The sequence below is a fragment of the Deinococcus wulumuqiensis R12 genome, assembly GCF_011067105.1.
Classification (GTDB): domain Bacteria; phylum Deinococcota; class Deinococci; order Deinococcales; family Deinococcaceae; genus Deinococcus; species Deinococcus wulumuqiensis.
In genome coordinates this window covers 940877-959379 of record NZ_CP049357.1, presented here as the reverse complement: position 1 = coordinate 959379, position 18503 = coordinate 940877, and the positions used below count along the sequence as shown (strand labels likewise).

21 protein-coding genes are annotated in these 18503 nt (G+C 65.8%); 9 read left to right on the top strand and 12 right to left on the bottom strand.

The window, feature by feature from the left end:
* Nucleotides 1-79 precede the first annotated feature (79 nt).
* On the bottom strand, nucleotides 80-361 hold the full coding sequence (locus tag G6R31_RS04760) for a hypothetical protein (RefSeq protein ID WP_017869152.1): 282 nt from the start codon (nucleotides 359-361) through the stop codon (nucleotides 80-82).
* An 83-nt stretch (nucleotides 362-444) separates the two neighbouring features.
* On the opposite strand from G6R31_RS04760, the gene G6R31_RS04755 reads away from it, so the two are divergent.
* Together G6R31_RS04755 and G6R31_RS04750 are read left to right on the top strand one after the other, a co-directional pair.
* Nucleotides 445-660 (top strand): helix-turn-helix domain-containing protein, encoded by a 216-nt coding sequence (locus G6R31_RS04755; protein ID WP_081608171.1) that lies wholly within the window; start codon nucleotides 445-447, stop codon nucleotides 658-660.
* Entirely contained in the window at nucleotides 657-1226 is a 570-nt protein-coding gene (locus G6R31_RS04750) for a GIY-YIG nuclease family protein (RefSeq protein ID WP_081608170.1), read from the top strand. Before G6R31_RS04755 ends, G6R31_RS04750 begins: the two co-directional genes overlap by 4 nt.
* Before the next feature lie 37 nt (nucleotides 1227-1263).
* On the opposite strand, the gene G6R31_RS04745 is transcribed toward G6R31_RS04750, so the two are convergent.
* Genes G6R31_RS04745 through G6R31_RS04730 form a run of 4 tightly spaced genes read right to left on the bottom strand, consistent with a single transcriptional unit; the run spans nucleotide 1264 to nucleotide 3006 of the window.
* A complete protein-coding gene (locus G6R31_RS04745; RefSeq protein ID WP_025566541.1) occupies nucleotides 1264-2157 on the bottom strand; it encodes a DUF3560 domain-containing protein in 894 nt (297 codons plus the stop codon).
* The gene (locus G6R31_RS04740; RefSeq protein ID WP_017869150.1) at nucleotides 2154-2360 is read right to left on the bottom strand and encodes a hypothetical protein; all 207 of its coding nucleotides are present in this window, start codon (nucleotides 2358-2360) and stop codon (nucleotides 2154-2156) included. Before G6R31_RS04740 ends, G6R31_RS04745 begins: the two co-directional genes overlap by 4 nt.
* Nucleotides 2357-2704 (bottom strand): hypothetical protein, encoded by a 348-nt coding sequence (locus G6R31_RS04735; RefSeq protein WP_152423423.1) that lies wholly within the window; start codon nucleotides 2702-2704, stop codon nucleotides 2357-2359. Before G6R31_RS04735 ends, G6R31_RS04740 begins: the two co-directional genes overlap by 4 nt.
* On the bottom strand, nucleotides 2701-3006 hold the full coding sequence (locus G6R31_RS04730) for a hypothetical protein (protein WP_017869148.1): 306 nt from the start codon (nucleotides 3004-3006) through the stop codon (nucleotides 2701-2703). The genes G6R31_RS04735 and G6R31_RS04730 overlap by 4 nt, the downstream gene beginning before the upstream one ends.
* Nucleotides 3007-3113: 107 nt before the next feature.
* On the opposite strand from G6R31_RS04730, the gene G6R31_RS17140 reads away from it, so the two are divergent.
* The 4 genes from G6R31_RS17140 (at nucleotide 3114) to G6R31_RS04710 (ending at nucleotide 7619) form a co-directional block, all read left to right on the top strand.
* Nucleotides 3114-3380: a helix-turn-helix domain-containing protein gene (locus G6R31_RS17140; protein ID WP_017869147.1), complete on the top strand. Its 267-nt coding sequence runs from the start codon at nucleotides 3114-3116 to the stop codon at nucleotides 3378-3380.
* Between the two features lie 419 nt (nucleotides 3381-3799).
* Nucleotides 3800-4570: a hypothetical protein gene (locus G6R31_RS04720; protein ID WP_017869146.1), complete on the top strand. Its 771-nt coding sequence runs from the start codon at nucleotides 3800-3802 to the stop codon at nucleotides 4568-4570.
* Between the two features lie 70 nt (nucleotides 4571-4640).
* Entirely contained in the window at nucleotides 4641-5390 is a 750-nt protein-coding gene (locus G6R31_RS04715) for a DUF11 domain-containing protein (RefSeq protein ID WP_152423421.1), read from the top strand.
* A 150-nt stretch (nucleotides 5391-5540) separates the two neighbouring features.
* Nucleotides 5541-7619, top strand: a complete 2079-nt coding sequence (locus G6R31_RS04710) for a DUF11 domain-containing protein (protein WP_017869145.1) — start codon at nucleotides 5541-5543, stop codon at nucleotides 7617-7619.
* A 189-nt stretch (nucleotides 7620-7808) separates the two neighbouring features.
* Here G6R31_RS04710 and msrB read toward each other — a convergent pair whose 3' ends face one another.
* The 6 genes from msrB to topA form a co-directional block, all read right to left on the bottom strand.
* On the bottom strand, nucleotides 7809-8282 hold the full coding sequence (msrB, locus tag G6R31_RS04705) for a peptide-methionine (R)-S-oxide reductase MsrB (RefSeq protein WP_017869144.1): 474 nt from the start codon (nucleotides 8280-8282) through the stop codon (nucleotides 7809-7811).
* Nucleotides 8279-9535: an amidase gene (locus G6R31_RS04700; protein WP_017869143.1), complete on the bottom strand. Its 1257-nt coding sequence runs from the start codon at nucleotides 9533-9535 to the stop codon at nucleotides 8279-8281. The genes msrB and G6R31_RS04700 overlap by 4 nt, the downstream gene beginning before the upstream one ends.
* A 70-nt stretch (nucleotides 9536-9605) precedes the next feature.
* Entirely contained in the window at nucleotides 9606-10142 is a 537-nt protein-coding gene (gene hpt / locus G6R31_RS04695) for a hypoxanthine phosphoribosyltransferase (protein WP_017869142.1), read from the bottom strand.
* A gap of 83 nt (nucleotides 10143-10225) precedes the next feature.
* Complete coding sequence (locus G6R31_RS04690) at nucleotides 10226-11824, bottom strand: alpha-amylase family glycosyl hydrolase (RefSeq protein ID WP_017869141.1); 1599 nt, start codon at nucleotides 11822-11824, stop codon at nucleotides 10226-10228.
* A gap of 104 nt (nucleotides 11825-11928) precedes the next feature.
* Complete coding sequence (locus tag G6R31_RS04685) at nucleotides 11929-12231, bottom strand: hypothetical protein (protein ID WP_025567203.1); 303 nt, start codon at nucleotides 12229-12231, stop codon at nucleotides 11929-11931.
* A 72-nt stretch (nucleotides 12232-12303) separates the two neighbouring features.
* Nucleotides 12304-15240 carry a type I DNA topoisomerase gene (gene topA / locus G6R31_RS04680; protein ID WP_025567201.1) on the bottom strand — a complete coding sequence of 979 codons (2937 nt, stop codon included), beginning with the start codon at nucleotides 15238-15240 and terminating at the stop codon, nucleotides 12304-12306.
* Nucleotides 15241-15383: 143 nt separating this feature from the next.
* On the opposite strand from topA, the gene G6R31_RS04675 reads away from it, so the two are divergent.
* Nucleotides 15384-16154 (top strand): cobalamin-binding protein, encoded by a 771-nt coding sequence (locus G6R31_RS04675; protein WP_017869138.1) that lies wholly within the window; start codon nucleotides 15384-15386, stop codon nucleotides 16152-16154.
* A gap of 105 nt (nucleotides 16155-16259) precedes the next feature.
* On the opposite strand, the gene G6R31_RS04670 is transcribed toward G6R31_RS04675, so the two are convergent.
* The gene (locus tag G6R31_RS04670; RefSeq protein WP_025567197.1) at nucleotides 16260-16751 is read right to left on the bottom strand and encodes an LEA/WHy family protein; all 492 of its coding nucleotides are present in this window, start codon (nucleotides 16749-16751) and stop codon (nucleotides 16260-16262) included.
* A 96-nt stretch (nucleotides 16752-16847) separates the two neighbouring features.
* Between G6R31_RS04670 and G6R31_RS04665 the strand changes: the two genes are divergently transcribed.
* Nucleotides 16848-17750 (top strand): hypothetical protein, encoded by a 903-nt coding sequence (locus G6R31_RS04665; protein WP_017869136.1) that lies wholly within the window; start codon nucleotides 16848-16850, stop codon nucleotides 17748-17750.
* A gap of 76 nt (nucleotides 17751-17826) precedes the next feature.
* Complete coding sequence (locus G6R31_RS04660) at nucleotides 17827-18480, top strand: outer membrane lipoprotein carrier protein LolA (protein ID WP_017869135.1); 654 nt, start codon at nucleotides 17827-17829, stop codon at nucleotides 18478-18480.
* Nucleotides 18481-18503 lie beyond the last annotated feature (23 nt).

Here is an 18503-nt window from a genome sequence, read left to right as displayed (position 1 = left end):
CTTCGGTGAGCAGCAACGGCAAGTGCCCCCGAAACTGGTCGGGGGCACTTGCCGTTGCAGAAATCCGGTGGGAGGCTGGTCAGGCGGGAATGATTTCCATCATGTCAGCCAGCAGGTAGGTGCCGTCAGGCAGGCGAATTTCGTGAACGTCTTTGGGTCGGGCGAACGTTCCAGCCGCCACCTGGCGCGCTTGCTCGAAGGTCAGGTCATCACCAAGCTTCAGGAGTTGGTTGGTCAGGCTGTGTTCGCCCACCACCGCGACGTGGCGGCCTGCGCCTTCGCAGCCGGGGCGGTCAATCCAAACACGGTAAATCGTGCGGTTGGGGAAAAGCTTTTTGGCGTCCTGGACGATGTCTTTCATATCCAAAATATATCATCTTGATAAAATTTATGCAAGTTGATAAATTTTGGGCATGGAGGTAGATTTTGAGTAAATTAAGGCCTGTGAACTGGGAAGAGTTGGAGAAGCGCTTGCGTGCTCGTATGAACGCCACACCTCACGGGGGAAAGAAAGAACTTGCCGAAGCTTTGGGGATCACGCAAACGCACCTGTCTCAAGTGCTTAGTGGTAAGCGCGACCTCTCTCGAGAATTGGCAGAGAAGGCGTTACGTCACTATGGTCTGGAGCCGGATTACACCCCGAAGGGCGGTGAGCTGTGACTCAGCAGGTCTATGTCCTGCAGGATAGGAACTCCGGGTTACTTAAAGTGGGCGTCTCTGTAGACGTACAGGCAAGAGTGGGCCAAGTCAATAGGGAGTTCGGCTGTGAAGCCGTAGTCATTGGCGTGTTAAATGTGGTCGACGCCCTTCGAACGGAACGGTTCATTCATGGGATGCTTGAGGACTGCCGAGTAGTAGGCGAATGGTTTGAGGTGTCAGAGCGCAAGCAAAATTATCTACTGGCCTACTTCACTGATAAGGCTGAGCGTCCACGTTACACAGGGAATCTGAATGGCGGACTAGCTCAAGTCAATCCTCCCGCACAGTTCAGCCTGCCCGAACACCCGATGAAATGGGAGGAATTTCAGACATTCCTTCGCAGTGCAATGGCTGCGCAGCCACGGGGTTATCAATCCGCGCTGGCTCACCAGCTGGGGGTAACGCCGGGTTATGTCAATCAACTTGTGAAGGGTTCTAGGCCTATTCCGCCAGAGAGCCTGCCTGCGCTTCTGGATAGCCTCAGCGCCGACTACTTCATTAGAATCGTGCCCAAACAAGAGAAGTAGCCCGCCAACTGACGGGCCACCTTGTCAACCAGGGTGGTCAGTCCTCCCAGGGTTGCACCTCGTAGGCCGGGCTGCTGAGGGTCATGCCCCTGGCCCCGCCCTCCAGAATCTTGAGCTTCAGGTTCTTCGGGCCGACACCGACGACCTCGCACTTGCCCCATTTCGCTGACTTCACAGTGTCCCCCTTCTTGTAGGCCTGTACCGTCGCGAATGGGGCAGGCGCCAGAAGTTCCAGCCGGGCACGCTCGAAGGCCAGGCGCAGTTCGAGGTGATCAGCCCAGCGGCGGGCGTGGGTCACGGAGATCTGAGTCCTCGGACTGTCGGGCTGCCCCGCCAGCAGTTCCAGCCGCCGCTCCTGCTTCCGCAGCTCGGCCTCTAGGCGTTCAATGCGGCGGCGCACCACGTTCGGGTCAGACTTCTGCCGGGCGCGCCGCTCGGCCCCAGCGGCGCGCCCTCGCCAGTACTCGGCTTTCTTGTGCTCCTCGACGGCGACCCGCATGTTCTGGTCACTGCGCTCGATGGCCCGCAGGTGTCGCCGGGCGCTGTGATGGTCGAGCTTCACGGGTTCACCCATAGGTGGCAATCCCCGAGAGGCCGCTTCCCGGCGCTGGTCGGCGCGGGCATCTGCGGCCTGGGCACGGCTGACGAACCGCTGTTGCCGGGCTTCGGGGTCGTCGGTCAGCGGCTCGAAGTCGATCTGCTCGACATGCTGGAGCAGGAAGTCCTCGCGTTCCGGCGTCCAGGTGGCGACCCAGGCCGACGACCCGCGCCAGAGCTTGAACCCGAGTTCCTTCGCCTGGGCGTATTCGGTGGCCGTCAGATGCTCAGCGTTGCTCCAGCGCAGGGTGTCGTCATCGGGGTTGTAAAGCGCGGTGCCATTGGGGGAGAAAGGGGCCGCAGTTGCGGCCCCCTGCTGGGTGGTGTCGGTCATGCGGCCCGCCCACTGCGCTTCTGGTACGCGGCGACGCGGCGGGCGCGGGCCTGTTCCTGGCGGTCCACTTCTGCCCAATAGGCGGAGGCGATACGGCGGCTGCGGGCATCACGGATACGGCGGGCCTCCGTGCCGGGTTCAGTCTCCAGGGCGTGCCACAGTGCGGCCACCCGCAGAGCGTGCAAGCGGTCGGCGCGGATCACGCCCGGCCCCCTTGACGGACTTCCAGCAGGCGGAGTTGGTAACGCAGGCCGTCGAGCTGAATGCGGGCGACCTCGACATCGCGCCGGGCCTGGGCCGCGCCCAGCTCTGCCCCGTGCAGCTCGGCGTACTTCTTCGCCAGTTTCAGGCGCAGGTTGGCCTTGCGCTCAGCTTCGTTCTTGCCCTCGACGCCAGCGGTGATGAGACTGGCTTCCTGGCCCTCAAGCTCGAACTTGACTTCCGCCAGGACGCGGGCGCTGCGCTCCAATTCGTTGGTCGCCCGGCACAACTCAACGGTGGCGTCCTGCAGGTTCTCCGTCGTGAGGGTGAGCAATGGGAAAGTCACGCGCTGACCTCAGTCGCAAACTTGCCACTGACCCGACGCTGGCCCCTCGCCTGCTCGCTGCGATTCCGGCAGGCGCTGGCGCTGAGCATCCGTTCGCCAGGCAGAACGGCCACGACGTGCAGCTCACCGGGCTGGCGGGGCTGAGCAGCACGTTCCAGATGCGCGTCAACGATTTCCTGACCATGGGCGAGATCGCGGCAGGGGCGGCGCAGCTTGTGGACGAAGAAGGGGCAGGCCATGCCGGGGGCGGCGAGGGTGATCTCGAACCCTCGGTAGGTGGTGCTCTGGACGGTATCTTGCACGGTGATTCTCCTTGCACAGGTGGAATTCCAAGGGGGGCGCTCACGTTCTTGGCGGTTCGAGGGCCGCCCTCTCTTGGTTATCTTATGTTAGTCTATGAACTAACAAAATGCAAGGGGGTTTGGTGGTGCCGATTAAGATGGGGCGGATGAATTGGACAGAGATACAAGATGAATTGCGGAGGCGACTGAAGGAAAAGCGGGGCGCTCAGTCAGCAGTTGCCCGTGAACTGGGTATTAACCGTGCGTCGGTTGGGCAGTACACGGGGGGAGAAAAAGACATCCCTCTGGCTCACCTCGATGCTATCTGTAAGGTGCTCGGCGTGACGCTAGACATCAAAGAAATCCCTGCCAGTACGGCAGGGGAGAGTCCCTAGAACGTTGTGAGGAGTGAACCTGCTATGCCGATGGCAAGGCCCACAGTGATTCCTCCTCTTTCTTCCGCGTCCCTCGAACGCGGCAACCTCAGCAGTGTAAGGGATGTTCGGCGCAGCGCGTTCGGAACCGCTGGGGACGGTGCGCAGGTGCACGTCCGGGCCGCTCCACCGTCGGCACTACTGCGCCGTCCGTCCTCCACAGGCCCACCCAGGCACAGGCCCACCCAGGCCCCCCGCACTCCCCCCAGCGAAATGTAATACGGATTCCGCTTAATTCCTGCACAGGCGGGAAAGCGCCGCCTGTGCATCCATATCGCAGAATCCGTATTTTTTCCTACTCGCATCCGCTCTGCTGCGCAGCTTTGCAAGTCGGATTGAATCTGGTAGTTTCAGATTCAATCGGAATCCGTATCAGTGGGGTGTGCGCGGCGGGCCTCCTGGCGGGACAGGCGCAGGCGGCGGTCAGTTCCACGCCCAACCTTCAGGTTTCGGGCCGAATTGAGTACGCCGCGATGGGCGCCAGCTTCCGCACGACCAACGGCAACTCCAGCACGGCCTGCACCTTCAAGACCCCGTCGGGAGGCACCTTCACCGGAAGTTCGAGCAGCGCCGTCGGTCAGATCGTGGCCGGGAACGCCACCCTGCTGGACACCGAGCGCAATGCGGTCCAGAAGGTGCCTGCCGGGGCGACGGTCAAGACGGCCCTGCTGTACTGGGTGGCTTCGCAGTCCACCTCCACCATGGACAACTTGGTGGACCTGACCGTGGGAACCACCAGAACGACCGTGACCGCGTCGCGGACCTGGTCCACCGCTCTGCAGGGGGCCTACGCAGGTGGCGCGGTGGCCGACGTGACCAACCTGATCCGGGCCAACCCGAACGCGGCGCTCCGGGTGGACAACCTCAACGTTCAGATCAACGGCGACCAGTGCGCCGTCAACAATGTTCACGGTGCCTGGACGCTGTACATCGTCTATGAGCATGCCGGGCTGAGCACGAAAACCGTTTCGTTCTATGACGGCGTTTCGCTGGTCGGCGGGAGCACCGGCGTTTCGACGGCCAGCGTGAACGCGACCGGCTTCTATCTGCCGGACAGCAGCTCGCTCGACCGCGTGGCGAAAGCCAGCGTGATGGTCGCCGATGGGGACCCCGGGGGGACCCCGGGGCGACCGGCGACTCGTTCAGTCTGAACGCCACCGGGGCGGCCAGGGTCAGCCAGAGTTCGACCAACCGCACCGCCAGCGATTTTTCCGTGGCCTCGTGACCTATGAATTCCCCGACAGCAGCGACGTGGTGCAGGGTGGCTCCAGCGCCTCGACCACCACAACCACAGCGACCAACACGGGCGGCCTGGACATCGCCACTGTGGACTCCAGCGCCATTCCTGCCGGAACGACCGGCATCACGGCGACGGTGGATTCCGGCAGTTCGGAACTGCTGATCCTGCACAGTCTGGTGCTGGAAGCCAACATCTCTGGCGCGAATGTTCGCACGGCCAAAAGTGTCGTTTCGGGCATAACGACGGCCACCGTGAACACGGCGCTCGACTTCCTGATCAAGGTGGACAATGCCCAGGGCAGCACGGAGGCGCTCCAGGTGGTCACGGTCGACACCCTGCCCAAGGGCCTGACCTACAACTCCACCCAGATCAGTTACGACGGCGGAGCGACGTGGGCGACTCTGAGTGGTGTGACGGCCAGCAAGAACACCACCACCGGCGTGACCACCGTCACCTTCCCCGCGATTCGCCGCCTGGACCCGGACGGCAAGGTCTGGGGCGGGACCGGCACGGTTGCAACCCAGCTCGGTTCGCAGGGCGTTCAGTACCGCGTCAATGTCACCGCCGACGGCAGCGCCCTGAACAGGTTGACCAACTCCGTGAGGGCCAGCAGCCAGAGCAGCGAAGCGAACAGCGCCGACAACGCCAGCAGCGCCGACATCAACGTGACCACGGCGGCGGAGGGACCGGTTCCCAACGTCACCGACTGGCCTGATACGGATTCCGATTGAATCTGGTAGTTTCAGATTCAATCCGACTTGCAAAGCTGCGCAGCAGAGCGGATGCGAGTAGGAAAAAATACGGATTCCGCGATATGGATGCACAGGCGGCGCTTTCCCGACTGTGCAGGAATTAAGCGGAATCCGTATGACACCTGCGACGTGCTCGACTGGAGCAGGGCCGGGCTGAGCAGTGGCAACAACAACACGCCACTGAGCAACGGCACCCGCATCGTCACCTCGGTGGGGGGCCGGAACATCAGCGTGGCGCTGACCTCGGCCACAGGGGCGAGCAACAACGGCATCATGGGGTATTCCAGCTCTTTCGCCAACTACGGGTCGTGGTACGAGGTGCGGGGCGTCAGCACCAGCATTCAGCCGTCCTACAGTCAGGCTTTCCTAACGCGGGCGGGCGGCAACGCCGCGAGCAACACGGTGGTACTGACCTTCCCGCACCCGGTCAACAACCTGCGCCTCGGTATTTCGGATGTGGACTCGGTGGGCGGCAGCAACGGCCCCTACGGTGACTGGCTCAGGGTCACGGCGGCGTATGGCAGCGCCACCTTCAACCCCGACCTGCTGGTGGGTGGCGGCCTGGGCACGGTGGCCTTCAGTGGTGTGCCCAGTGTCGGCTCGCCCAGTGCGGCCATGACCCAGAGTGCCCCCGGTCTGGGCAACAGCACCATGAAATCCGCCGACGCTACTCCCTATCAGACCAGTGCCTACAACACCCTGATGGGCAACGCGACGGCCTACACCCAGGTCATCGGTGACTCGGGGACTTCGGTCAGGAAACAGGGGCAGGGCCTGGCCTATTTCAAGGGGCCGCTGACCAGTCTGACCGTTCTCACCGGGTCGCTCAAGGGCACGGGGGGCAACGCTATCGCCCTGAGCAATGTCAGCTTCTGTGCGCCACAGCACACCCTCAGCAAGTCGGCGGGGACCCCCGTGCGGCAGGCCGACCTCTCGCACAACATCCCTTACAGCCTGACCTACACCAACACCAGTGATCCCAACGCCTACAACCCGGACGTCAGTGTCCGCAGCACCACTTTTTCACCCAGCGTGCCCACACCCAGCGGCCAGGACCCCTGGGCGGCCCTGCGGCCCCAGATCAGCGACGCGGTCCTCGACCGGATCCAGGCGAACCCCAACGTCGCCTCCGCCAGGCTGGTCGGGACCCCCAGCCTCGGCAGCCAGACCAATACCAGGAATCTGGACAGTGCGGCGCTCAACAGCAGTTTCACGGGTACGAGCAGCAACCCGACGCTGTTGCAGGCGAACACCACCGCCCGCGTGAATACTGGCGGCTCATTTACGGTCAACCTGACGGCGAACGTCACCCTGAAGTCGGGCCTGAGCACGACCCAGGACGTGCAGAACAGTGCCAGCAGCACGGGGGTCATGAGCGGTACCACGCCCCTGACGGCGAACTCCAACACCGTGGTTTCTTCCCTGACGCCCACCACCACGCTGACCTTGCAAAAAACGGCCAGCCGCACGTTCGTGAGGTACCAGGGCAGCCCGGCAGCCCCCGACACCGACCTGCTGACCTACACCCTGCTGGTGACCAACACGGGCGGGGTGCTGGCGCAAAACGTGGTGGTGACCGACACCCTCCCGGCGAGCGTGACCTACGTTCCCGGCGGCGAAGCCACCACCCCGCCCAGCAGCGTGAACGGTCAGGTGCTGACCTGGAACCTGGGCAGCCTCGCGCCGGGCGAGCAGCAGGAGCTGACGGTGCTGGTCAGGATGCCCAGCGCACAGACCCTGGAAACGACGTCCAGTCCCCAACCCATCGTGAACTCGGCGGCCTCGCAGGGTGAAAATGCCTTGAGCGTCAGCGCCCAGGCGACCACCAACACGCTTTACCTGGCTCTGCTCAAGCGGGTGCGCAACCTCAGTCCGGTTCCGGCGGCCCAGGTCACGGCCACCAACCCGCCCTGGGGCACGACGAGTGTGGGCCATCCTGGCGACGTTCTGGAGTACTGCATCGACTTCCACAACTACGGCAGCGCCGCCCTGAGCAACTATGTTCTTCAGGATCCACTGCCGGAGAACGTGACCATCGAGCCGGGGAGCTGGGCGGTGTACAGCGGCACCATGACGACCGAGCCGCGCACCCCGCTGGCGGGCGCCAACGTGTCCTACGACGCTGCCAGTCGAAAGGTCAAGGCCGCCGTCAACCCCCTGCCCGCAGGAACGCACGGCACCCTGTGCTTCCGGGCAAAAATCAACTGAGACGAATTGCGACTGAACCGTGTTGAGCATGCGGTTCAGTCGCAACTTATAAGGGTTTGAACTCTACTTCGCGCATCCAGAAAGAGCGCCTGAATGCGCTCCGCTCCGTTCAAACCCTTAGCTTCTTCTACTCGCCTTGCTCGGAAAAATAGATTTTATGGGAAATCTATTTTTCGAAGTCGTATTACCTCAGCGCGGCTGGTCCCTGAACAGCGAGAGGTACGCGCCGTAGCCCTGAGCCTCAAGCTCACCCAGCGGCACGAAGCGCAGCGCCGCCGAATTGATGCAGTAGCGCAGGCCGCCATGTTCACGCGGGCCGTCGGGAAAGACGTGGCCGAGGTGAGAGTCGGCCCCCGCCGAGCGGACCTCCGTGCGGGCGTAGCCGATCTTGTAATCGGTGTTTTCACGCAGCGTCACGTCGGGAATGGGCCGGGTGAAGCTGGGCCAGCCGCAGCCCGCGTCGTACTTGTCGAGGCTGGAAAACAGCGGCTCGCCCGACACCACATCCACATAGATGCCGTCTTCGTCGTGGTTCCAGTACTCGCCGGTAAAGGCCCGCTCGGTGCCCTCGTGCTGCGTGACCTGATACTGAATGGGCGTCAGGCGCTCGCGCAGTTCACGGTCGCTGGGTTTCTGAAAGCGCGGTTCGGTGTCCGGGTTCATGACCGGAGTGTAGGCCGCGCCGGACCGGGCAACCGTAGTCTGCTTCGCCCCGGCGCTGCTCGGTTCAGGGGGTGCAGGCCCAGGCCGAGGCCCAGCAGCCGCTCATCGGCACCGCGTCGCCCCACGAGTTGAATCCCCACGTACCGGGCCAGGGTCGGCAGGGCCAGGGTCGGCACCCCCAGCAGGCTGAACGGGGCGGTCAGGCGCAGCACGGCGCGGCGTAGCATCTGCGGGCCTTCCAGCAACGTCACCTCGTCCTGCCCGATCAGGGGCGGCGGTGTCGGCACGGCGGGCGCGAGCAGCACGTCGTACTCGGCCAGCAAGTCGTCCAGCAGGCGGCGGTACTCGGCGCGGCGGGTGTGGGCGGCCTGCACCTGTGCCTTCGTCAGTTCGGCCCCACTGCGCAGCGACATGAGCGTGAAGGGCAGAAACCCGGGGTCCGTTTGCTTCAGCGCCTCCGCGTGCACCCGCGCCGCCTCGCTGAGCACGATGGGGGAGTAGGCGTCGAGCATTTCCGGCAGGGCCACCGGAGTGACCGCCGCGCCCCGTGCCCGCAGGTCGTCGGCGTAGGCCAGCACAGCGTCACGCACCGTCGCGTCGGTCCAGCCTTCCGGCAACCACAGCCCCACCCGCACCCCCTGCCAGTCCTGCGCCGTGACCGCTCCGCCGCCGAGGGCCTCATGCACCCGCACGATGGTGCCCAGGTCACGGGCGAGCGGCCCGGCATGGTCGCAGGTCCAGGAAAGCGGCAGCACGCCCTCCGTGCTCCAGGCCGGGTGGTCCTTGGTCGGTTTGTAGCCCGCCACGCCGCACCACGCCGCCGGAACACGAATCGAGCCGCCGGTGTCGGTGCCCAGCGCGAAGTCCACCTGCCCGAGCGCGGCGCTCACCGCCGCCCCGCTCGATGAGCCGCCCGGCACCCGCGCGGGGTCGTGGGGGTGCGCCGTGCCGCCGTAGCCGTTGGCGCCGGTAATGCCCAGGGCGACCTCATGCAGGTGCGTCTTGCCGACCGCCGCTGCGCCCAGCTCGAGCAGCCCCCGGACCAGCACGCTCTCGCCGGGGTCGGGCACAGGGGCGCGGGTGCTGCCGGTCAGCGGCCAGCCGGGGACGCCGTACAGGTCCTTGACCGAAAAGGTCAGCCCCGCCAGCGGCCCGTCCGGGTGCGTCCGGAGGGGCTGGGCGGGGCGGTAGGCCCAGGCACGCTGGGGGTCGGAAAAGGTGGCCGGGAGGGTGCTGGGGTCGGGTGGCGTCATGGCCGTCACTATGCCGGGTCTGGGACCGAAGTTGGAGCCGGGGTTCGGGCAAGTGGGGCCGAGGTCTGTCTTACTCTGCTTCTGCCTGACTGGTGATGAAGGGCAGGTTGCGGTCGAGCTGCGCCCGGTCGAGGCCGTAGCCGTACACGAAAGCGTCGGGAATGGTGAAGCCGAGGTAGTCCACCGGCACTTCGACCTTGCGGCGGCTGGGTTTGCTCAGCAGGGCGGCGACCTTGAGGCTGGCCGGGCCGCGTCCCTGGAGGTAGTGCAGCAGGTAGCTCATGGTGATGCCCGTGTCCACGATGTCGTCCACCATGATCACGTGCCGGTCGCTGATGGGAAAGGCGAGGTCCTTGACGAGTCGCACCTCGCCGCTGGACTGCTTGGCGCTGCCGTAGCTGCTCGCCTGCATGAAATCGATGGTGGCGGGCATGTCCAGCGCCCGCACCAAGTCGGTGTGGAACATGAACGCGCCGTTGAGCACGCAAATCAGGTGGGGCTGCTGTCCGGCGTAGTCGGAGCGGATCTGCGCCGCGAGTTCCTGAATGCGGGCCTTGATCTGATCTGCACTGATCTGCACGGGGCCGTTGCCGGTGGAAAGGCTCATATGGGGCGCAGGGTAACAGATGCGCCGGGCATGCAGTCAGGGGCAGGCGTCTCCGGCCCACTCTGCCCCTGACTGGCCCCGGGTCAGCCCCGCAGCACCCGCGCCTCGTGGCTGCGCAGCGGCGCGTCGGCCGCGGGCAGGTCGCCCCGGCTGCTGAGCAGGGTCCGGCCCCTGGCGGAGACGGCCCGCTCCTTGCCGCCGAAGTTGAGCCAGACGGTCAGCCGCTCGCCCGCCAGTTCGCGTTCGAAGGCGAAGACATCGGCGTGCCCGCTGTCCAGGCTGCGGTAGCTGCCGCCGACCAGGGCAGGGTGTTCGCGGCGCAGGCGGGTCAGGGCGCGGAAGTAGTTCAGGTCGCTCTGCGGGTCGTTGTCCTGCACCTGCACGTTCACCTGCGCGAAGTCGTCGGCCAGTGGCAGCCAGGGTTCCGCGCCCGCTGCCGTAAAGCCCGCCCCCGGCGCACTTTCCCACTGCATCGGGGTACGTTCGGGGTCGCGCCCGGCGTTGGGGCTGTCGGGCTGCTGCAACCCCGAGGGGTCCACCATCTTTTCGAACGGAATGTGGACATTTTCCATGCCGATTTCGTCGCCGTAGTACACCGTCGGCGTGCCGCGCAGCGTGAGCAGCAGCGTCTGCGCGACCCGGTACTGCGCCGCGCCCACCCGCGTCCTGAAGCGGTGCTGGTCGTGGTTGCCCAGCACCCAGTTGGGCCACGCGCCCGCCGCCGTGCTCGCCGCGTCGTACTCGTCGGCAAAGTTTCGTACCGTCCTCGCGTCCCAGGGCAGCAGAATCAGGTGGAAGTTGAACGGCAGATGCACCATCGGCGCGTCGGGCGTGCCGGAGTAGGGCAGCAGTTTTTCCAGCGGCAGGTAGATTTCTCCGACCATCATGCGGTCGTCGAACTCGTCCAGCACGCGCCGCATCTCGCGCACGTACTCGTGCGTCTCGGGCTGGTCCTGCGTGTAGATGTGCTCCAGCGTGCCGTGTTCGATTTGCCCGCCGATAATCTGGGCGCCCGGGTTTTCCGGCTCGTCCAGAAAGCGCTCGTCCTCGGCCAGCAGCCAGATCACGTCCACCCGGAAGCCGTCCACGCCCCGGCGCATCCAGAAGCGCAGCACCTCGAACATGGCCGCCCGCACGTCGGGGTTGCGCCAGTTCAGGTCCGGCTGCGAGGGCAGAAACTGGTGGAGGTAATACTGTCCGCTCGCCTCGTCCAGCGTCCACGCCGGGCCACCGAAAAAGGATTTCCAGTTGTTGGGCAGGCCGCCTCCCGGTGCCGGGTCGCGCCACACGTACCAGTCGCGTTTGGGGCTGTCCTTGCCCCGCAGGGCTTCCTGAAACCAGACGTGGTCGCTCGACGAGTGGTTGGGCACGTAATCGAGCATCACCTTCAGCCCCAGCCGGTGCGCCTCGGCCACCAGCGCGTCGAAGTCTGCCAGCGTACCGAAAATCGGGTCGATGTCGCAGTAGTCGGCCACGTCGTAGCCGAAGTCGCGCATCGGGCTTTTGAAGATGGGGGAGAGCCACACCGCCTGCACGCCCAGACTGGCGATATACGGCAGCCGCGCCGTGATGCCGGGCAGGTCGCCCACGCCGTCGCCGTTGGTGTCCTGATACGAGCGCGGGTAAATCTGATAGATGATGCCGCTCTGCCACCATTTCAACTCGCCTTGCAGGGAAGTCATGCCTGAGTCTAGAGGGGGCTGAATCGTTTCAGATGAGAATTGAGAGAGACCAGAAATTCTTTTTTATATGAATAGAGAAGTCGGATGTTTCACAGGGGAGAAGCTCAGCTCTCCGGCAGATGCAGAAGCACCGTTTCCGCCGCTGTCGCCAGGGCTTGCCAGCCTCCCTCCCCGACCCGGAACGTCTCGCCGGTCCGTAGCCGCACGAAGTCTCCCGTCGGCAGGTCCACCACGACCTCACCGGACAGGCACACCAGAGAGCCGGGCCGCGCTTCCTCCACCCGTCCGGTCAGGCCCAGCACCCGCGCCGCCGACCCCGGCAACTGCACCCACTGCCCCGCCATCCCCTGCGCGAGGCGTGGCAGATGCAGAGGCGCAGGTGGGGGAGGGCGACGAACAGGCGACACGGTTCAGCCTCCTGCCCGGACAAAAGCGCAGGGCTGGGCCGAATCCCGTTTCGTCTCTCTGAGCAAAATCGTTCAGCCCTGTCGCGCCGCCTGGTTCAGTTTCTTGCTGGCCTGGAGCGCCATGCCCTTGGCCTTTTTCACGTCCAGCCCCAGCTCTGGCGCGACTTCCTCCACCTTGCGGCCCTGTTCGCGGGTGGCCGTGACCAGAGCACGTTCGGCGTCACTCAGGACGCCCACGAAGGGCTTGAGCTGTGCCCAGGTCAGGGGCGCAGCTTTAGAGGGAGAGGCTTTGGCCGTTTTGCTGGCGGTTTTCCTCGCCGGGGTGGTTTTCGCCGCAGGTTTGGCCGCCGCTTTTCTGGTCCCGGTTTTTCCGCCCGCTGCTTTATTATTGGCTTTATTATTGGCCGCCTTGGTCCCCGTCGCCTTTTTCGCCCCCGCCTTGCCCGGTTTCTTCTGGGGTTCCTTGCCGCGCTCCTCCAGAATGTCGCGCGCCCGCTGCGGGTCGAGGGTGTTCACGTCCTCGCCCTTGCGGAGGGTGGCGTTTTTCTCGCCGTCGGTCAGGTAAGGCCCGAAGCGGCCCGACTTGAGCAGAATCGGCGTGCGGCCCTCGTATTCGTAGGTCGCCAGCGGCGCGGCGGCCACGCCCCGGCCCCGGAACTTGGGCTGCTGAAAGATCGCCTCGGCCTCGGGCAGCGTGACCGTGAACAGTTGCTCGTGGGTCGCCAGGCTGCGCGAATCGCCCCCCCGCTTGAGATACGGCCCGAATTTGCCGTTATGTGCCCAGACTTCCTCGCCCTCGCTGGTGCCGACGAGTCGCGGCAGGGTGAGGAGCTTCAGCGCCCGGTCCAGCGTCAGGTCTTCGAGCTTCTCACCGGGAAACAGGCTGGCCGAGCGCAGCGGCGGGTTCTCGTCGCCCAGCGTCACGTAGGGGCCATAGCGCCCGGCACGCGCCAGCACCGGATGCCCGCTTTCGGGGTCCTCGCCCAGCACCCGGTCGCCCTGCGGACGGCTGAACAGCTCCTCGGCCACTTCCAGCGTCAGTTCGTCGGGGGTCATGTCCTCGGGCAGGTTGGCCTTGTCCTCGCCGCGCTGCATGTACGGTCCGTAGCGCCCCACCCGCACCTCGATACCGCTGCCTTCGAGCTTGGGCACCGTGATGGTGGCGATGCCCCGCGCGTCGATCTCGCCCATCTGCCGCTCGACCAGGGGCCTGAGCGCCATGCCCTGGCCATCCTCGCCGAGGTAAAAGCGCCGCAGGTAGGGCACCCGGCTCTCGCGCCCGCCCGCGATTTCGTCGAGGTCTTCTTCCATCTTGGCGGTGAAGTCGTAGTCCACCAGCGTGCCGAAGTGGTGTTCGAGCAGGGCGGAGGTGGCGAATGCCGTCCACGACGGAACGAGCGCCGTGCCCTTTTTCAGCGCGTAGCCCCGGTCCTGAATGGTCCCGATGATGCTCGCGTAGGTCGAGGGCCGCCCGATGCCCGCCCCCTCGAGGGCCTGCACCAGACTCGCTTCCGTGAAGCGGGCGGGGGGCTGGGTCTCGTGGTCCTCGGCTTTCACGTCCTGCGCCTGCACCACGTCGCCCTCTTTCAGCGGGGGCAGCGGCGTGTCCCGGTCCTCAAGCGCGGCGGCGGGGTCGTCGCTGCCTTCCACATAGGCCCGCAGAAAGCCGGGAAAGTCGATGGTGCGGCCCGAGGCGTTCAGAACGACGGGCACACTGTCCGCGGTCTGTCCACCCAGGCGCACGCGCAGGCTGCGGCCACGGGCGTCGGACATCTGCGAGGCCACCGTACGTTTCCAGATGAGGTCGTAGAGTCGCCACTCGTCGCCACTCAGTTCGCCGCGCAGCCCCTCGGGCGTGCGGAAGGTGCTGCCCGCCGGACGAATCGCTTCGTGCGCTTCCTGGGCGTTCTTGGACTTTTTGGCATAGACGCGTGGCTGCGGCGAGAGGTAGGCGGCGCCGTACATGTCCTTGACCTGGGTGCGGGCCGCGTTGACCGCCTCGCCCGACAGGTTGGTGGAGTCGGTGCGCATGTAGGTGATGTAGCCGCCCTCGTACAGCCTCTGGGCCGTTCGCATGGTGGTCTGCGCCGACATCCTCAGCTTGCGGCTGCCTTCCTGTTGCAGCGTGGACGTAATAAAAGGCGCGGGGGGCCGTGAAGTGAAGGGCTTTTCCTCGGCTGACAGCACCTTGAGCGTCTGTCCCTTCAGTCCCCCGGCGATGGACAGCGCCTCGGCCTCTCCGAGCAGACGCACCCCCGCGCCGGGTTTCAGCCCTCCGGTCAGCGGGTCGAAGTCCTTGCCTGCCGCCAGCCGCTCGCCCTGCACCTCGGTCAGGCGGGCGGGGAAGGTCTGCTCACCCGCCTGAGCGGTGACCAGCACGTCCCACCACGTCGCCGACACGAAGCGCATCCGCTCGCGTTCACGCTCGACCAGCATTCGGGTCGCCACCGACTGCACCCGGCCCGCCGAGAGCTTGGGCGCGACCTTGCGCCACAGCACCGGGCTGACCTCGTAGCCGTAGAGCCGGTCCACCGCGCGGCGGGCCTCCTGCGCCTCGACCAGATTGCGGTCGATTTGCCGGGGCGCGGCGATGGCCGCCTGAATCGCTTCCCTGGTGATTTCGTGAAAGACCATGCGCTTGACCGGCACCTTGGGCTTGAGTTCCTGATACAGGTGCCAGGCGATGCTTTCGCCCTCGCGGTCGTCGTCGGTCGCCAGAATGATCTCGTCGGCCTCGGCAGCGAGCTTGCGCAGCTGCGCCACCTTCTGTTTCTTCTCGGGGGACACCACATACAGCGGCTGAAAGTCGTGTTCCACGTCCAGCCCGAGCCGCGCCCAGGCCTGCCCCTTGTACTTTTCGGGGATATCGGCGGCGCTGCGCGGCAGGTCACGGATGTGGCCCACCGAAGACTCGACGGCGTAGCCCTGCCCGAGATACTTCTCGATGGTCTTGGCTTTGGCGGGCGACTCAACGATCACCAGCGTTCTGGACGGGGAAGATTTGGGCATCGGCATAGTCAGGACCTTCGCTGGCGCGTGAAGTTGCGGTGAGCGTAGCACGCTCCCCCTGGGGGGCCTGACGGGACCTTTGCCCTCTTGCTTCGCGCCTGTCCCGAACTGGGTGGATACGCCTGACCTACACTGGGGGGCAAATGCTCCCGCTCGCCTCACCTCCCACGCCTCCGCTGCGGCTGGCCTCGCTGGTCGCCAGCAATTCCGACATCCTGGCCGCGCTGGGTCTGAGCGGCTGGGTGGTCGCAGTGGACCATCATTCGGACGCGCCCGGACTGGAAGGCGCCCGCCGCGTGGGGCTGGACCTCGACATCGACGTGCAGGCCCTGGCGCAGACGCGGCCCGAGCTGGTCCTGGCGAGCCTGAGCGTGCCGGGGCAGGACCGGGTGGTGGCTGCGGTGCAGGCGGCGGGGCTGCCCACCCTGGTCCTCGACCCGGTGACCTTGCCGGAAATGTTCGCCGACATTCGCCGGGTGGGGGAGGTGACCGGAACGGCGGAGCGTGCCGAGCAGGTCGTGGAGGAATTTGGCCGCGAGTTGAGAAGCCTGCGCACCGACTTTTCCCACCCGCCCCGCGTGCTGGTGGAGTGGTGGCCCCGGCCCATCATCGCCGCTGCCCGCGAGTCCTGGGTGACCGACCTGCTGGCCGCCCTGGGCGCGAAAAACGCTCTGGCTGAGCGGGAGGGCCGCTCGACCCCGCTGACCCTCGACGAGGTTCGTGCTGCCCGCCCCGACCTCATCGTCTGCTCGTGGTGCGGCGCCAAGAAACTGCGCCCCGAAGTCATCGAAGCCCGGGGCCTCGGTGTGCCGGTGGTCGCCATCCACGAGAGCGGCCTGGGCCGCCCCGGTCCCCGGCTGATTGAGGGTGCCCGCCAGTTGGCCGCCGCCCTGAAAACGCTGCCTCTGACCTGAACTTTCCCCGAAAGCTCCCCGGGCCGTCCCTCTAACCCCACTGATAAAGTCCCCGGGCGAGTAGGAGAGAGACGTTCCTCCCCATCACCCCAACTTCGTCGAGACTCAGAACAGCCGCAGGGGAGCCTGCTTCCACACCCCCTGGCTGAGGGTAAAAGGCCCAAACCTCGGTTGCCCGAGCGGTCCGAAATCCGCCGTCAGGGTGCCGTCCAGCCGGTAGCTGACTTCCTGCCCCCGGGCGATGCCCAGAAAGAGCGCAGCGGTGTTCAGGGTCAAGGGCAAGTCGAGTTGGGCCACCTGCCGTGTCTCGCCCTGGGCAGGCAGCTCGAGACCGGACACGGTGACCTGGCCGACCTCCTGACCCTCTACCACCAGGGCACCCTCTATCCGTGCAAGGCGCACCGGCAGAGGATTAGGATTCTCGATCCGCAACTCCAGCTGTACCCCAGCCTCCGCCGTGCGCCCAGGCGTAGGCAGGCGCAGGCTCGTCAGGCTGATCCTCTCGACTTCCACCACCGGCGGGTAAACCAGCTTCTGTTGCACCGGCGCACAGGCCACCAGCCCCAGGGCAACGATTCCAAATCCGGCTCTTTTCACAGGCCCAGCATAACCCAGCTTTTACAAAAAAATTTATATAGGAGGTAATTTTTGAATACCCACTCAATATCCCCATCAACTCCGTACTCTGTCCCCATGCGCCGCCTCACCATCCCCCTCCTCAGCCTCTGCTGCGCCGCCCAGGCCACCGACCTTCAGTTCAGCAGCCAGTTCTCCGTCCAGAACCGCCCCCTGTTCAGGGCCGAACTCAACGACGTACCCACCGGCCCTGGCCGAACGCACTTCAGCCTGTCCACCCACGCCGGTCAGGTCGGCTACCGCCAGAGCCTGAGCCTGCCCGCGCTGGGGGCCGCGCAGGGAGAAGTGCGGCTGAGCCACCCCTGGAGCGGTGGCCTGCGCCTGAGCGGAGAGCTGGGCGGCAGCGCCGGTCCCGTGGCCCTGGGCATCGGGGGAGAGGCCTTCAGCGCGCCGCTCACCGAAGAAGACCCCCTCGCCCCCTGGCAGGCGCAAGCGCGTGACCTGCGCCCACAAGGGTGGAATCTGAAGCTGAATGCCCGCACCCGCCTCAGCCGCTTCTGGACCCTGCAAGGAAGCGGTGAATTTGGCGTGCAACCCAACGTCCTGGCCGAACTGGAGTGGCGCCGCGCCCCCAGAGAGGACGCGGAGGCAGACACCACCCTGCTGCTGCGCGGCGGCGTGCGGGCAGGGCGCGAGGTGCTGGGCCTGAGCGCCGGCATGACGTACCGCACCGAACAGGGGCTGGACCTCAGCGCCGACGCCCTGATAGGACCGCAACCGGGCCTGAGCGCTCGCCTGAGCCTGCCGCCCCTGGGCGACACCGAACTGTCGGCCTATGCCAGCTACGAACCCTGGCGCCGGGCCAGTGCGCCCCTGCGCTACGGCGCCGACCTGCGCCGACCCCTGGGAAACGGAGAACTGGGCGCGTCGCTGCGCGGCGGCACCGGCCCAGGCGGCGAGCCGGGCTTCGGGGCAGAACTGCGCTATACCCTTCCCCTGGACACAGGCCCCACGCCCTGAACCGAAAGGCCCGACCTTCAATCCCCCATCAGCCAGGGCGCGGCCTTCTCATGGCCGGGGCACCGATACTGCCGCCATGCACAAGACCCTGCCTTTCCTGCTGGCCCTGACCCTGGGGGCCGCCAGCGCCCAGAGTGCCCAGGACATCCTCAACCGCGTGGACAGCGCCCAGAAGAACGTCAAAGACCTCTCGTTCCGCCTCAGCGGCAGCGCCAACATGGACAGCGGCAAGCAGACCATCGACCTGACCGTGAAGGCGGTTCCGGCACAGAGCCTCGCCCGGATTCAGTTCGCCGCGCCCGACGCCCTGGCCGACAACGTGGTCGTGGCCGACCGCAAGGAAGTCCGGCAGTACCTGTTCCTGACCAACCAGATCACGGTGATGCCGCTGGACAAGGCGACCACTCAAAGCGGTCTGGGAACCTTCGACTTCACGAAACTGAGCAACCCGGCCACGCTGCTCGCGGGCTACGACGTCAAGCTGCTCGGCACCAGTGGCCGCGCCGGACAGCGCACCTTCCAGCTCGAAGCGCAGGCCAAAGGCGGCAGCAGCAAGGACCGCACCCGCGTCTGGATTACCGAAGCGGGGTGGCGCCCCACCCGCGTGCAACTGCTGAGCAGCGGCAAGACGCTGGCCGACCTCACCGTCAGCAACTACAAGACCAACAGCGGCCTGAGCGCCGCCAGCCTGCGCCAGCTGCCGAAAAGCGCCCAGATCGTTCGCCCCTGATTCTCACCACCCGCACAGGCCGC